Here is a 15,846-nt window from a genome sequence, read left to right on the forward strand (position 1 = left end):
TTATTTGCCTCCTTCCACAGATTTCTTCGTAGGAAGAACTTCACCACGGTAGATCCATACTTTAACGCCTAATTTACCGTAAGTAGTGTCAGCTTCTGCGTGTGCATAGTCGATGTCAGCACGTAGAGTATGAAGTGGAACAGTTCCTTCACTATAGTGTTCAGCACGCGCGATATCAGCGCCACCTAAACGACCAGATACTTGTGTTTTAATTCCTTTTGCACCAGCACGAATTGTGCGTTGGATCGCTTGCTTTTGCGCACGACGGAATGATACACGGTTTTCTAATTGACGAGCGATGTTTTCAGCTACTAGACGAGCGTCAAGATCAGCACGTTTAATTTCGATAATGTTGATGTGTACACGTTTACCAGTTAAATCGCTAAGGTATTTACGAAGATTCTCAACTTCAGAACCACCTTTACCGATTACCATACCTGGTTTCGCAGTGTGAATTGTAATGTTTACACGGTTTGCAGCGCGTTCGATTTCTACTTTAGAAACAGAAGCGTCTTTAAGAGCCGTTTCAATATATTTACGCACTTTGATGTCTTCGTGAAGTAGAGTTGCATAGTCTTTTTCAGCGTACCATTTTGACTCCCAGTCACGAATAATACCAACGCGCAGTCCTATTGGATGTACTTTTTGACCCACGGATTAACCCTCCTTCTTCTCAGATACCACTAGAGTGATGTGGCTTGTGCGTTTGTTAATTGCGCTTGCACGTCCTTGTGCACGTGGACGGAAACGTTTTAATGTTGGACCTTCATCAACGAATACTTCAGAAACTACTAAAGAGTTGATGTCAAGATCGTAGTTATGCTCAGCGTTAGCAACTGCAGATTTTAATACTTTTTCAACGACTGGAGACGCCGCTTTTGGAGTATGACGTAAAATTGCAACTGCCTCACCAACTTGCTTGCCTCGGATTAAGTCTACAACTAGACGGACTTTACGAGGAGCAATGCGAACAGTACGAGCGATAGCTTTAGCTTGTGTCATTAGGATTTACCTCCTCTCAAAATTAGCGTCTTGTTTTCTTGTCGTCTGCACCGTGACCTTTGTAAGCACGTGTTGGTGCGAATTCACCAAGTTTGTGGCCTACCATATCTTCTGTTACGTATACAGGAACGTGTTTACGTCCATCATAAACAGCAATCGTTAAACCGATAAAAGTCGGGAAAATTGTAGAACGGCGAGACCAAGTTTTGATAACTTGTTTTTTCTCAGAAGCCTCTTGCGCTTCCACTTTTTTCATTAAGTGGTCATCAACAAAAGGTCCTTTTTTCAAGCTGCGACCCATGTAGGAACCTCCCTCCGTGATTCCACCACGGCTCTCACATAGAACCGTAGTTTAACCACTTTATTTTTTACGACTACGGATGATGAATTTATCCGTTTTGTTTTTCTTCTTGCGAGTTTTGTAACCAAGTGCTGGTTTACCCCAAGGAGTCATTGGTGATTTACGTCCGATTGGAGAACGTCCTTCACCACCGCCGTGTGGGTGATCGTTAGGGTTCATTACAGAACCACGAACTGTTGGGCGTTTACCTAACCAACGGCTACGACCTGCTTTACCGATGTGTACTAGTTCGTGTTGTTCGTTACCAACTTGACCGATTGTAGCGCGGCAAGTAGCTAACACTAAACGTACTTCACCAGATTGTAGACGAACGATTACGTATTTGTCTTCACGACCAAGTACTTGTGCAGAAGTACCAGCAGAACGTACTAATTGTCCACCTTTACCAGGTTTTAACTCGATGTTATGGATTGTAGTACCCATTGGAATGTTTGCTAATGGTAATGTATTACCTACTTTAATATCAGCATCTGGACCAGATACGATTGTTTGACCAACCTCTAGACCTTTTGGTGCTAAGATGTAAGCTTTTGCTCCATCAGCGTAGTTGATTAATGCGATATTCGCAGAACGGTTTGGATCATATTCAATAGTAGCAACTTTAGCCGGAATGCCATCTTTTACACGTTTGAAATCGATAACACGGTATTGCTTCTTATGTCCACCGCCATGATGACGAACAGTGATTTTACCTTGGTTGTTACGACCAGCTTTGCGTTTAGTTGGTTCAAGCAATGATTTCTCAGGCTTGTTAGTTGTAATTTCCGCAAAGTCTAAAGACGTCATATTACGACGACCATTAGAGGTAGGTTTATACTTTTTAATCGCCATTGTGTTTCCCTCCTTCTTGATTGTTCAAATCATAAATCCATAAAGGATTACATTTCGAATAATTCGATTTCTTTGCTATCAGTAGTTAATTTAACAATCGCTTTACGACGTTTGTTAGTGTAACCACCGTAGCGGCCAACGCGTTTGAATTTACCTTTGTAGTTAAGAACGTTTACTTTCTCAACTTTCACACCAAAGATTTCTTCTACAGCGTCTTTTACTTGAGTTTTGTTAGCGCGAGTGTCTACTTCGAAAGTATACTTTTTCTCTGCCATAAGTTCTGAAGAACGCTCAGTAATGACTGGACGTTTTAAAATATCACGTGCTTCCATTATCCAAGCACCTCCTCAACTTTTTCTACTGCAGACTTTGTGAATACAACTTTATCGTGACCTAATAGATCAAGAACGTTGATTCCGTTTGCAGTTAAAACTGTTACACCAGGGATGTTACGAGCAGATAATGCTACGTTTTCATCTAGGTCAGCAGTTACGAATAAAGATTTTTTCTCTAAAGAAAGATCTTTAAGGATTTTTGTGAATTCTTTTGTTTTTGGTGCTGCTAGTGAAAGAGCATCAAGAACTAAGAAGTTCTGTTCTACTACTTTAGCTGATAAAGCAGATTTAAGAGCTAAGCGACGAACTTTTTTCGGTAATTTATAAGAATAGCTACGTGGAGTTGGGCCGAATACGACACCACCACCGCGCCATTGTGGAGAACGGATAGAACCTTGACGAGCACGACCAGTTCCTTTTTGACGCCATGGTTTACGACCACCACCAGCAACTTCAGAACGGTTTTTAACCTTGTGATTACCTTGACGTAGAGAAGCACGTTGTGCAACTACAGCGTCGAATAATACTGCTTCATTTGGCTCGATTCCGAAGATCGCATCGTTTAATTCGATTTCACCAACTGAAGCACCTGTTTGACTAAGTACAGATACTTTTGTCATTCCTGTTTCCTCCTTTCCTTAGGTGATTACTTAGCTTTAATTGCAGTTTTAACTGTAACTAGAGCTTTTTTAGAACCAGGAACATTACCTTTAACAAGTAGTAAGTTACGTTCCGCATCAACTTTCACGACTTCTAAGTTTTGGATTGTAACTACTGTGCCACCCATTTGACCAGGTAATTTCTTTTGTTTGAATACGCGGTTCGGAGCAACTGGACCCATTGAACCAGGACGACGGTGGTAACGAGAACCGTGGGCCATAGGACCACGAGATTGACCATGGCGTTTAATTACACCTTGGAAACCTTTACCTTTAGTAACACCTGTTACATCAATTACATCGCCTTCTGCGAAAATTTCTACTTTGACTTCTTGACCAACTTCGTATTCTTCAACGTTCACGTTGCGGAATTCACGAATGAAGCGCTTAGGAGCAGTGTTCGCTTTTGCTACGTGACCTTGTTCTGGTTTGTTAGAAAGCTTAACGCGCTTGTCTTCGAAACCAACTTGGATAGCTTCGTAGCCATCTGTATCAGCAGTTTTCTTTTGAAGAACTACGTTTGGAGTAGCTTCGATAACTGTTACCGGGATTAAATCGCCGTTTTCAGCAAAAACTTGTGTCATACCAATTTTTCTACCTAAGATTCCTTTAGCCATTTGTCACACCTCCTGTAAGTTTTGAATAGTTATATTTTTACCATTAAAGTTTGATTTCGATATCAACGCCAGATGGTAAATCAAGTTTCATTAACGCGTCAACAGTTTGTGGTGTTGGGTTAACGATATCGATCAGACGTTTATGCGTACGCATTTCGAATTGTTCACGAGAATCTTTGTACTTGTGAACGGCACGAAGAATCGTGTACACAGACTTCTCAGTTGGAAGTGGAATCGGACCTGATACACTTGCACCTGAACGTTTTGCAGTTTCCACAATTTTCTCAGCAGACTGATCTAAAATACGGTGATCATACGCTTTTAAACGAATACGAATCTTTTGTTTTGCCATTATTTTCCCTCCTTCTCGCCTATTTTCTAGACATTCTCCACGAAAATTTTCCGTCACACCGCCATGGCAAAGCGGCCGGGTGTGTCGGCAACCTCTCGTTTCATCGCAGTCAAAGACCAACATTCAACATTATACCCAATAAAAAAAGAATAAGCAAGTCTTTTCGCTAAATTCTTTTAAATGTTGTTGATATTCTTACTACTAATATTTCTCGTTCCTCTAAACCGTTTACTAGTATATAAAATTCTCATGCACTTTGCAACACATAAGGTTGTTATATCAACGTTTTCGAATATTTCAAACAATAACAAACTGCAAGAACTAGTTTGTAAAGGACTGGTGAACTCAATTTGAAGATGATGCACTTAGTTATGACGGCATTAACAATCTATAATCTCATAAAGACAAAAAAAGCAGCCTCTAATAGTTAGAAGCCGCTCTTTCTATTACTTATAAGAAAAATACACATGCAACCCAGCCAAATATAATAAGTGGGATGTTTATAAAAATAAACGTTGGCACACATGTATCCCAAATGTGATTATGCTGTCCATCTACATTTAAACCTGCAGTTGGTCCAAGAGTAGAATCTGAAGCAGGAGAGCCTGCATCACCTAAAGCACCTGCTGTACCTATAAGACAGATAATCGCCAAAGGACTCATTCCTAACCCTTGTGCGAGAGGCACAAATAAGGTTGCAATAATAGGTACTGTCGCAAAGGATGAACCAATCCCCATCGTCACTATTAAACCGATGACCAACATTATCAATATAGCTAGACTCTTATTGCCTTGGAGAATTGATAGCGAGTTTGCGATTAAGCTATCTACATGACCCGTGGCGTTAATAACAGATGCAAAACCATTTGCAGCGATCATCACAAAACCGATAAAGGCCATCATCTTCATTCCCTCAGAAAGAATCTCATCTGCCTCTCTCCATTTAAGTGCACCAGTAAAATACATCATCATAATTCCTGCAAAGGCGCCTACAATCATCGAATCAGTATAAATTTGTGCACATAGAGAGACAATTAAAGCCACAGTCGTAGAAAAAATAACGAACTTACTGACATGAACGTTTAAAGACTCTGTATCAACATCTTTATTTTGATATTGTCTAGGTTTTCGATATACGAAAAAGGCTACACATAATCCAATTAACATCCCCAGAACGGGTATAGCCATCGCTACTGGTACATCACGTGAAGATGCCTCCATACCTGCCTTGGTAACTTGAGTAGAAACGATATCTTGGAAAATAGCTCCGAAGCCAGCAGGTACGAAGCTATACGTTCCTATTAAACCAACAGCAATTAATGTAGCAATCACTCGTCGGTCTACTTCTAACATATTTAATACCCTTAAAATCGGAGGGATCAATAACGGGATAAAGGCTATATGAATTGGAATTAAGTTTTGCGAGAAAATAGACATCATAAAGATCAGTAGGAAAATTAAAACCTTTACTAAACCTTTTCGATTACTTGTACCATTTTTATTTAATATGTTTAAAATCCCTGCAATCATTAATTCAGGAATTCCTGTTTTTGAAATGGCAATAGCGAAACCACCAAGCAACCCATAACTTAAAGCAATCGTTGCGCCTGCTCCTAATCCTTCTGTAAATGATTGTACAGTTGCTTCAATACCCATGCCGCTTGTTAGACCTCCTGCGAAGGCGCCCAACACAAGAGAAAGAACAACATTGATACGGAGCAAGCTTAATATTAACATGACAGCCACGGCCACAATTACTGCGTTCATTTTAACACTTCACTTTCGTACACTAGATTACTAATATACTAAACTTTAATCGTCTAATACTTGAAAGTCAAGTTGTTTTTATACCCTGGAAAAATCCCCTAAATTCAAACAACAAAAAAACAGTATGACCTTAACTAATCATACTGCTTTAAGACTTCTTCCTATTTATAACGATCCACGAATGACTTTTTTATAATAGCCAACAGAAAGTACAGCGAAGATAGCATATAACGCTATATAGCAGCTCATAGCAATCCACAATGGTGCGGTTAACTCTGAACCGAATAAAAACCATCCTGACTTAACAGCAAAGTAACTATGAAGTAGCCCTATTATTAATGGAACACCAAAATTAAAGGCTTGTTTCATATAAATACCTTTCATAATATCTTTTTCAGCGAAGCCAATTTTTCTTAATATCGTATAAGAGCCTCGCTCCTCTTCAGCCTCAGACATTTGCTTAAAGTATAAAATACTACCTGTTGTCATTAAAAATGCTAATCCTAAAAATGCTGCGGTAAATATTGTAATTCCTAATGATTCAATATTCCCCTTACGTTCTTCTTCATAGGATTGTATAAGGTTTGGATAATTTTCTTCATTTAATTGTATATATAACTTCTCTGCTTGAGCTAAATCACTTTTATTCTTTATCTTAATAGAAGTTTGTTTGTGCCATTCAGAAGCGCTTGAATAAGTAGCTAGTTTTTCAAACAATGCATCTGAAACTACAAAAATCGGTCCCCCAGGCCCAGCAGTCACAGTACCACTTATAATACTTTCATGTTGAACATCTTTGACATGAAGCGTTTCTTCTTTAGGTACCTCTGGACCTCCAGGAGTGACAACAACATCACGATCCTTTTCAAGTGGAAACATCTCTGCCATATAACCACCATAGTTTGTTAATATAACATCATTATCCGAAACGGAAGCTTCAGGAACTATTTGTTGATAATCAGAAAGTGGGATTGTATAAATGATTCCTTCTAAACCAAAAAGGGGATTATCTTTATTTTGCTGTTCTTTCGATAATAGCTGTGAAAAGGAAGCTGAAACACTCTGCAATCGGAAATCGCTTTTATCAAAAGCAATATGATTGTCCTCTAGCTTCTTTAAAAATTCCTGGTCCTTATCTTCAAGTAAAACGTAATCACCAGGTACTCGGCTATATGCCGACGATTCTGATGAATAATACGAAATATACGCTAAAGTTGTAACCCCAAGTGAAACACCTGTTAAAACCGTAATAAGCGTTAAGGATTTCGCATTACCCTTCATACGATGCATAATCGGTGTTAATGCTAATACATCACGCACAGTTAAATGTCCATTTTTCTTAAGACGAATTGAATTCATAATAAATGCTACAGAGAAACGGAAAACAAGGAACGTCCCACCTATGGTAGTTGCTAAAATAATAATCATATTAAGTGTTAAATTACCCTGAGAGTTAATATCAAAGAGCTTCGTTGATGCATAGTAGCCATATGCAATAAATACAAGTCCCAAAAAGCCAATAACCATTTGTAATGGGCTGAAACGTTTTACGCGCTCATCAGCTTGCTTAGAAGCACTGAATAATGATAGTAATGATACACGGTAAATCATCAAAGCCATTTGCACAAGTACAATGACTAGTAGAATGGCAAATACTGAGATAGACTGCTGTAATGCCTCTGTACTAAATGTCATCGTCACAAGTGCCTCTTTTTCGAGTACGCGCAGTAAAACCATTGCAAATAAGCGTGAACTAAAGAACCCTGCAAGTATACCTAAAACGACCGCGCCTACAAATAATAAGATACTTTCTACCGCTAATAAACGTACGATAAGCCCCTTTGTCATCCCTATTAGCTGATACAAGCCTATCTCCTTACTACGACGCTTCATAAATAGATGGTTGGCATATAGGACGAAAAATAAGACAATAAAGTACAGCATATAGGTTGCTGCTTTAAAACCCGCTGTGGCCGTACCGCTCTTCTCTACTGTAGCGAGCACTTCAGCATTATTTTGCAATGTCACAAAAGAAAAATATAAAGTCACACTAAAAATAAGTGCGAAAAAATATAAATAATAATGCTTCATATTTTTCTTCATACTGCGCAATACGAGTTTACTAAGACTCATAGCCGTCACCGCCTAGCACACTTTGCGTATGCATGATTTCTTGGAAAAATGCCTGTCTCGTTTTATCTCCTTTATATAGCTCACTATAAATAAGTCCGTCCTTTAAAAATAAAACACGTGTACAAAAACTCGCTGCTACCGCATCATGCGTAACCATCATAATTGTTGCTTTTTTTGACTCATTAATACTTTGTAGATTTTTCAAAAGTGCAGTAGCTGATTTAGAGTCAAGTGCGCCTGTAGGTTCATCAGCAAATACAAGTGAAGGATTTGTAATTAGTGCCCGAGCTGCCGATGTACGTTGCTTTTGACCACCTGATATTTCATTTGGATATTTGTTTAAAATCTCAGCAATACCTAATAAATGTGTAAGCTCCTTTACACGACTCTCTGCAACAGCCTTTGGTAGTCTGCCAATAGCTAATGGTAGTAGAATATTCTCTTTCACCGTTAGTGTATCTAATAAATTATAATCTTGGAATATGAACCCCAATTGTTCACGACGGAAATTAGCTAACTCCTTCTCCTTCATACCACGTAAGTTTTGACCATTTATTTCAATAACACCTTCTGTAGCAAAGTCGATTGAACACAAAACATTTAAGAGTGTTGTCTTCCCAGATCCTGAAGGTCCCATAATGCCAACAAATTCACCTTGATTTACTTCTACATCAATACCCTTTAACACTTCTTGGGCTGTTGATTTTTTACCATATACTTTTTTTACTTTACGACCAATTAAAACCGCCACTTGTAAACGCCCCTTTCTATAGTTCAAGTGTACCCTGTCTACGTCGGCAATTCGTGTGTTTTACATGACAATATAAAAAGGTAGGTGACAATTTCGTCATCTACCTGTTAGTTTGACATATTCATTTTGTAATGGAAAACGTAATGTAAATATCGAGCCTTCACCTACACTAGATTGGACGGTAATACGGACGCCAATTTTCTGTGCCACATTATGTGCTAAGTATAGACCCATACCTGTAGATTGTGCAGACTCCCTTCCGGCTGTTCCAGTGTACGATTTATTAAATATTCGTGGTAGATCCTCCTGACGAATACCAATACCTGCATCTTTTATATGTAATAGTGTTGCCCCAGTAGCATCTACTTCAGTAAATATCAATACCTCTGAATTTGCGGGACTATATTTAATCGCATTGGACAGAATTTGTCGGATGATAAAGGCTAGCCATTTGCCGTCCGTCGTCACTGTATCTGTTAACTCTTCCACATCAAAACCAATACCTTTTTCTATACACCATGCCTGCATAGCTCTTATTTCTTTATAGACAACGGTTTTTAGTTCAATGTCCATCATATAATTATCTTTTTCAATAGAAGCTAATCGTGTTTGGTGTAGCTGCTGATCAACCAATAAATGCAGTCTTAGCCATTCTGTCTCTAATTTACGACGTAATGTCAAATCTTCTACGCGATCCAGCATTAAATTAACTGCAGTTAAAGGTGCCTTTACTTCATGAACCCATGCTAGAAGTTCATCCGAATATTCCTGCAGCTGTACCTTTGCTTGATTTAACTCTGTGTTCTTACCGTAGAGAACTTCTTCAATTTTCGTAAAGTATGCCGTTTGAAAAGGCGATAACACTAAATTTTTGCTATGCACGTCATCAAATTGGTTTTCAACATTTCCTAGGAAATTTTTCAGCCGCCCTACTTCTACTACGTATCGCCAAAAAAGAAAGATCATAAAGCTAATAAGCATGCTAATGTTAATATACAAAATCGAGATTCCCACTAATCCAACGTCTAAAGAAAATAAAACATTGATCAAAACGATGATAAAAACAAAAAAGCCTATCCATGCGAGGCGTTCTCTTAAAAATAAAATGAGCATTGTCCATCACGTCCCTTGTGTTAAAGCCATATAACCTAGTCCCTTTTTAGTTAAAATCACTTCTTGTAACCCTATTTCCTCAAGCTTAGTACGTAATCGATTAACATTTACCGATAATGTATTATCATTGACAAAGCGTTCATCGTCCCATAACTTTCTCATTAAATCATCTCTAGAAACAATTTGATCGACCTTCTCCGCTAATACACGTAAAATAAAGAGCTCATTTTTAGTTAATGAAGCAAGCTTACCCTCATACATAATTTCACTGCGCGCATAGTCAATAACTGCACCATTAAACCGTGTAACATCCATTGATTCTTCTATATAATCATATGTACGACGTAAAACGGCTTGTACCTTTGCAAGTAATACCTCCATATGGAACGGCTTTTGTACAAAATCATCTGCACCCATTTGCATTGCCATAACCATATCCATTGGATGGTCTCGTGAAGATAGAAAGAGAATGGGCACCTTTGAAATATGACGTATTTCACGACACCAATGAAAGCCATCATAGGCAGGTAGCTGAATGTCTATCAATACAAGCTGTGGTTTTTCCTCAATAAAATCGTCCATTACCTTTTGAAAATCTTTAGCACCTACAACTTGAAGAGACCACTGTGCAAAACGTGTCTGGATCATTTCGAAAATGGATGGATCGTCTTCTATCAACAATATTTTCATCTCCACTTGCAAACTCTCCTTCCAAGAAATGTTTATTATGTATATTGAAAGGGATGCGATTCTACACTCTACAGGCTGTATTAGATTTTATCCCCAGCAATTTCGTAGATAAAAGATTTTCTTCCCACTTTATCCTGCTGAAATTCTTATGCTCTTTGGCATTTCAGCCAGTATGTATACATAAGATAATCTAATTAAAATAAAATTATCAAATGTTTTTAACTTATTTTAACATAAAAAACCAATCTGTAAGCGTCCCTACAGATTGGTTTTAAAAATAAGCTAAATGCTTAAATTATTTTTGGATAGAAGCAACTACGCCAGCGCCTACAGTACGGCCACCCTCACGGATAGAGAATTTAGTACCTTCTTCAAGAGCGATTGGAGCGATAAGTTCTACTGTCATTTCGATGTTATCGCCAGGCATTACCATTTCAACGCCTTCTGGTAAGTTACAGATACCTGTTACGTCAGTTGTACGGAAGTAGAACTGAGGACGGTAGTTAGTGAAGAATGGAGTATGACGGCCACCCTCTTCTTTTGATAAAACATAAACTTCAGCTTTGAAGCTTGTGTGTGGAGTGATTGAACCTGGTTTAGATAATACTTGACCACGTTGGATATCTTCACGAGCTACACCACGAAGTAAAGCACCGATGTTGTCACCAGCTTCAGCATAGTCTAATAATTTACGGAACATTTCTACACCAGTTACAGTTGTAGATTTAGCTTCTTCAGTAATACCTACGATTTCAACTACGTCACCAACTTTAACTTGACCACGTTCAACACGGCCAGTTGCAACTGTACCACGACCAGTGATAGAGAATACGTCCTCTACTGGCATCATGAATGGTTTGTCAGTTTGACGTTCTGGAGTTGGGATGTAAGAATCTACAGCGTCCATTAATTCAACGATTTTTTCTTCCCATTCTGCTTCGCCTTCAAGAGCTTTAAGAGCAGAACCTTTGATTACTGGAAGATCGTCACCTGGGAAGTCATATTCAGATAGTAGGTCACGGATTTCCATTTCTACTAATTCTAATAATTCTTCGTCGTCTACCATATCACATTTGTTCATGAATACTACTAAGTATGGAACACCTACTTGACGAGATAAAAGGATGTGTTCACGAGTTTGTGGCATTGGGCCGTCAGCAGCAGATACTACTAAGATACCGCCGTCCATTTGTGCAGCACCAGTGATCATGTTTTTAACATAGTCAGCGTGTCCTGGGCAGTCAACGTGTGCATAGTGACGAGTATCAGTTTCGTATTCTACGTGAGAAGTATTGATTGTGATACCACGTTCTTTTTCTTCTGGAGCGTTATCGATATCAGCGTATGATTTAGCTTCTCCACCCATTTTTTTAGAAAGAACTGTTGCGATAGCAGCAGTTAAAGTAGTTTTACCATGGTCAACGTGTCCGATTGTACCAATGTTAGCATGCGTTTTTGAACGGTCGAATTTTTCTTTAGCCATTAGAGATTGCCTCCTCAAAATTATATGTTTATATTTTTTTAAAATTTATAGAATGATTGCTGATGGCGAACGGGCCCATCCGCCATCCCACAATCATAGCTTACAAATTAGTTATACTTTATGCAAGATGAAAATTCAATTATTCACCTTTATTTTTTTTAACGATTTCAGCAGCGATCGATTTTGGAACTTCTTCATAATGATCGAATGTCATTGAGAATACCCCACGACCTTGCGTTGCTGAACGAAGAGTTGTTGCATATCCAAACATTTCCGATAAAGGAACCATTGCACGAACAACTTGTGAGTTACCGCGAGCTTCCATACCCTCAACGCGTCCGCGACGAGAAGTAATGTTACCCATGATATCACCAAGGTATTCTTCTGGAATTACAACTTCTACTTTCATCATTGGTTCTAAGATAACTGCGTCACATTGTTTAGCAGCTTCTTTAAGAGCCATAGATGCAGCAATTTTGAACGCCATCTCATTCGAGTCAACGTCATGGTAAGAACCGAATACTAATTTCGCTTTAATGTCGATAAGTGGGTAACCAGCTACTACACCGCGGTCAAGAGAGTCACGAAGACCAGCTTCTACAGCAGGAATGTATTCACGAGGTACTACACCACCAACGATAGCGTTTTCGAATTCGAAGCCTTTACCTTCTTCATTTGGAGAGAACTCAATCGTTACGTCACCATATTGTCCACGACCACCAGATTGGCGAGTGAATTTACCTTGAACTTTTGCAGAGCTACGGAATGTTTCACGGTAAGATACCATTGGAGCACCTACGTTAGCTTCTACTTTAAATTCACGGCGCATACGGTCAACTAAGATATCAAGGTGAAGCTCACCCATACCTGAGATGATTGTTTGACCAGTTTCTGTGTCAGTGTGAGCACGGAAAGTTGGATCCTCTTCTTGAAGTTTTTGTAAAGCTTGACCCATTTTATCTTGGTCAGCTTTTGATTTTGGTTCTACAGAAAGAGAAATTACTGGCTCAGGGAATTCCATTGATTCAAGAATAACTAGGTTTTTCTCGTCACATAGAGTATCACCAGTAGTAGTATCTTTAAGACCTACTGCTGCTGCGATGTCCCCAGCGAATACTTTAGAAATCTCTTCACGAGAGTTTGCGTGCATTTGTAGGATACGACCTACACGCTCACGTTTACCTTTAGAAGAGTTTTGTACGTATGAACCTGATTCTAATGTTCCAGAGTACACACGGAAGAAAGTTAATTTACCTACGAATGGGTCAGTCATAACTTTGAATGCAAGAGCTGAGAATGGCTCTTCATCTGAAGAATGACGTTCTAATTCTTCGTCACCATCAACATCAGTACCTTTGATTGCTGGTACATCTAATGGAGATGGTAAGTAATCGATAACTGCATCTAACATTGGGCGTACGCCTTTGTGTTTGAATGCTGTACCACAGATTACTGGGTAGAATTCTACTGCGATCGTAGCACGACGGATAGCCGCTTTAAGTTCAGCAATAGAAATTTCTTCGCCTTCTAAATATTTTTCCATGATTTCTTCATCAACACTTGCAACAGCATCGATTAATTTTTCACGGTATTCTTCAGCTTGTGCGCGGTGTTCTTCAGGGATTTCACCTTCAGTCACTGCTGTACCTTTTTCGTCACCATAGAAAGTAGCTTTCATTTCAACTAAGTCAATGATTGCTGAGAACTGATCTTCAGCGCCGATAGGTAATTGGATAGGGTGAGCGTTTGCTTGTAAACGTTCGTGTAGAGTTCCTACAGAATATAGGAAGTCTGCACCTGTTTTATCCATTTTGTTAATGAACACGATACGTGGAACGCCGTAAGTTGTAGCTTGACGCCATACTGTTTCAGTTTGAGGCTCAACACCAGATTGAGCATCAAGAACTGTTACAGCACCATCAAGTACGCGTAGTGAACGTTCAACTTCTACAGTGAAGTCTACGTGTCCAGGAGTATCGATGATGTTTACACGGTGGCCGTTCCATTGAGCTGTTGTTGCAGCAGAAGTGATTGTAATACCACGTTCTTGCTCTTGCTCCATCCAGTCCATTTGAGAAGCGCCTTCATGAGTTTCACCAATTTTGTGAATCTTACCTGTGTAATAAAGGATACGCTCAGTTGTTGTTGTTTTACCAGCATCAATGTGAGCCATGATCCCAATATTACGTGTATTCTCTAGGGAGAATTCGCGTTTCATAGGTATTTCTCCTTCCATATTGGGCGTATGCGGTTTAGATATTGATTACCAACGGTAGTGAGCGAATGCTTTGTTCGCTTCTGCCATTTTGTGCATATCTTCACGTTTTTTAACTGATGCACCTGTGTTGTTAGAAGCATCCAGGATTTCGTTAGCTAAACGCTCTTCCATAGTTTTTTCACCACGAAGACGAGCGTAGTTAACTAGGTAACGAAGACCTAAAGTTGTACGACGTTCTGGACGTACTTCTACTGGTACTTGATAGTTAGAACCACCAACACGGCGAGCACGAACTTCAAGAACTGGCATTACGTTGTTTAGGGCAGCTTCGAATACTTCAATTGGATTTTCACCAGAACGTTCTTTAACGATATCGAACGCACCGTATAAAATCTTTTGAGAAGTACCTCTTTTACCATCAACCATCATTTTATTAATTAAACGAGTTACTAGTTTTGAACTATAAATTGGATCTGGTAACACGTCACGTTTGGAAACAGGACCTTTACGAGGCATGTGTTTTCCTCCTTTCGAATAGTTATCGATTTATTTTATAAGAATTATTTTGTCATAGTTGACTGGCAAATTCCCAATCTGCTAGCAAGATTAAAAATTTGCGACAACTATTTTAAAGTTCATTATTAAGCAACGCTTAATAATGTTAAATTATTTTTTTTCTTTAGGGCGTTTTGTTCCGTATTTAGAACGTGATTGTAAACGACCGTTTACACCAGCTGTATCAAGAGCACCACGTACGATATGGTAACGAACACCCGCTAAGTCTTTTACGCGTCCGCCACGGATAAGAACAACACTGTGCTCTTGTAAGTTGTGGCCTTCACCTGGGATATAAGCAGTTACCTCGATTTGGTTAGTTAAACGTACACGAGCGTATTTACGTAACGCTGAGTTTGGTTTACGAGGTGTCATTGTACCTACACGAGTACAAACTCCGCGTTTTTGTGGAGATTTAACATCAGTTAAAGATTTTTTAAATGAGTTATATCCTTTGTTTAACGCTGGTGATTTTGATTTCGTGCTTTTAGATTGACGAGGCTTACGTACTAATTGGTTAATTGTAGGCATCGATTTTTCCTCCCTTCATTTATTCCTTGTTAATACCACACATCCAGGTGGTTCATTTTTTGGGTAAAAACAAAGTCTTTGTGTTTAATACACAAAAACTACTCTACAGTAATCGCAACTACTGCAGCTCCAACATGGATTCCACAGGCCTTGCCCAGTTTCTTTTTCGACTCAACAAGAGTAACTGGTATACCGATTTCTCTCGCGAAAGATATGGCCGAATCGGTTACCCAATTGTCTGCATCAAGTGCCACAAAAAGTTCTTTCACTGAACCGGCTCGCATTGCTTTTACTGTTTGCTTTGTACCTATGATTGTTTGACTATCCCTTACTCTATCATAAGACATTTTCATATCCTCCGAAGTACAGACAGTTAACTATCAACCTTCAATATATTATCATTACCAATTTCGACTGTCAACTCATATCTTTAAAAAGTCCGAAGAGA

Annotated in this window: 18 protein-coding genes; all 18 read right to left on the reverse strand. The window is 39.0% G+C overall.

The features are described from left to right. Nucleotides 1-654, reverse strand: a complete 654-nt coding sequence (gene rpsC / locus B1B04_RS15675) for a 30S ribosomal protein S3 (RefSeq protein ID WP_049662850.1) — start codon at nt 652-654, stop codon at nt 1-3. A gap of 3 nt (nt 655-657) precedes the next feature. Next, nucleotides 658-1,002 (reverse strand): 50S ribosomal protein L22, encoded by a 345-nt coding sequence (rplV, locus tag B1B04_RS15680; RefSeq protein ID WP_004233639.1) that lies wholly within the window; start codon nt 1,000-1,002, stop codon nt 658-660. Nucleotides 1,003-1,024: 22 nt separating this feature from the next. Next, on the reverse strand, nt 1,025-1,303 hold the full coding sequence (rpsS, locus tag B1B04_RS15685; RefSeq protein ID WP_049662848.1) for a 30S ribosomal protein S19: 279 nt from the start codon (nt 1,301-1,303) through the stop codon (nt 1,025-1,027). Nucleotides 1,304-1,363: 60 nt separating this feature from the next. Then, complete coding sequence (gene rplB, locus B1B04_RS15690; protein WP_079562364.1) at nt 1,364-2,194, reverse strand: 50S ribosomal protein L2; 831 nt, start codon at nt 2,192-2,194, stop codon at nt 1,364-1,366. A 47-nt stretch (nt 2,195-2,241) separates the two neighbouring features. Next, nucleotides 2,242-2,526, reverse strand: coding sequence for a 50S ribosomal protein L23 (gene rplW, locus B1B04_RS15695; protein WP_079562365.1), 285 nt, complete (start codon nt 2,524-2,526; stop codon nt 2,242-2,244). Continuing rightward, nucleotides 2,526-3,149, reverse strand: coding sequence for a 50S ribosomal protein L4 (gene rplD / locus B1B04_RS15700; protein WP_079562366.1), 624 nt, complete (start codon nt 3,147-3,149; stop codon nt 2,526-2,528). Before rplD ends, rplW begins: the two co-directional genes overlap by 1 nt. A 26-nt stretch (nt 3,150-3,175) precedes the next feature. Further along, nucleotides 3,176-3,805 (reverse strand): 50S ribosomal protein L3, encoded by a 630-nt coding sequence (gene rplC / locus B1B04_RS15705; RefSeq protein ID WP_079562367.1) that lies wholly within the window; start codon nt 3,803-3,805, stop codon nt 3,176-3,178. A 43-nt stretch (nt 3,806-3,848) separates the two neighbouring features. Continuing rightward, nucleotides 3,849-4,157, reverse strand: coding sequence for a 30S ribosomal protein S10 (gene rpsJ / locus B1B04_RS15710; protein WP_004233624.1), 309 nt, complete (start codon nt 4,155-4,157; stop codon nt 3,849-3,851). Between the two features lie 450 nt (nt 4,158-4,607). Further along, nucleotides 4,608-5,924 (reverse strand): Na+/H+ antiporter family protein, encoded by a 1,317-nt coding sequence (locus tag B1B04_RS15715; protein WP_079562368.1) that lies wholly within the window; start codon nt 5,922-5,924, stop codon nt 4,608-4,610. A 165-nt stretch (nt 5,925-6,089) separates the two neighbouring features. Further along, nucleotides 6,090-8,057: an FtsX-like permease family protein gene (locus B1B04_RS15720; RefSeq protein ID WP_079562369.1), complete on the reverse strand. Its 1,968-nt coding sequence runs from the start codon at nt 8,055-8,057 to the stop codon at nt 6,090-6,092. Then, a complete protein-coding gene (locus B1B04_RS15725; protein WP_079562370.1) occupies nt 8,047-8,808 on the reverse strand; it encodes an ABC transporter ATP-binding protein in 762 nt (253 codons plus the stop codon). The genes B1B04_RS15720 and B1B04_RS15725 overlap by 11 nt, the downstream gene beginning before the upstream one ends. A gap of 96 nt (nt 8,809-8,904) precedes the next feature. Then, nucleotides 8,905-9,921 carry a sensor histidine kinase gene (locus B1B04_RS15730; protein WP_079562371.1) on the reverse strand — a complete coding sequence of 339 codons (1,017 nt, stop codon included), beginning with the start codon at nt 9,919-9,921 and terminating at the stop codon, nt 8,905-8,907. Between the two features lie 6 nt (nt 9,922-9,927). After that, nucleotides 9,928-10,611: a response regulator transcription factor gene (locus tag B1B04_RS15735; protein WP_079562451.1), complete on the reverse strand. Its 684-nt coding sequence runs from the start codon at nt 10,609-10,611 to the stop codon at nt 9,928-9,930. A 295-nt stretch (nt 10,612-10,906) separates the two neighbouring features. Further along, complete coding sequence (tuf, locus tag B1B04_RS15740; protein WP_079562372.1) at nt 10,907-12,094, reverse strand: elongation factor Tu; 1,188 nt, start codon at nt 12,092-12,094, stop codon at nt 10,907-10,909. A 139-nt stretch (nt 12,095-12,233) separates the two neighbouring features. Further along, nucleotides 12,234-14,312 carry an elongation factor G gene (gene fusA / locus B1B04_RS15745; RefSeq protein ID WP_079562373.1) on the reverse strand — a complete coding sequence of 693 codons (2,079 nt, stop codon included), beginning with the start codon at nt 14,310-14,312 and terminating at the stop codon, nt 12,234-12,236. 45 nt (nt 14,313-14,357) lie between these two features. Beyond that, nucleotides 14,358-14,828, reverse strand: a complete 471-nt coding sequence (gene rpsG / locus B1B04_RS15750; RefSeq protein ID WP_079562374.1) for a 30S ribosomal protein S7 — start codon at nt 14,826-14,828, stop codon at nt 14,358-14,360. Nucleotides 14,829-14,978: 150 nt separating this feature from the next. After that, nucleotides 14,979-15,398 carry a 30S ribosomal protein S12 gene (rpsL, locus tag B1B04_RS15755; protein WP_008181595.1) on the reverse strand — a complete coding sequence of 140 codons (420 nt, stop codon included), beginning with the start codon at nt 15,396-15,398 and terminating at the stop codon, nt 14,979-14,981. 98 nt (nt 15,399-15,496) lie between these two features. Beyond that, a complete protein-coding gene (locus tag B1B04_RS15760; RefSeq protein WP_079562375.1) occupies nt 15,497-15,745 on the reverse strand; it encodes a ribosomal L7Ae/L30e/S12e/Gadd45 family protein in 249 nt (82 codons plus the stop codon). Between the last annotated feature and the right edge of the window lie 101 nt (nt 15,746-15,846).

The organism is Lysinibacillus sp. KCTC 33748, from assembly GCF_002237755.1.
Lineage (GTDB): Bacteria > Bacillota > Bacilli > Bacillales_A > Planococcaceae > Lysinibacillus.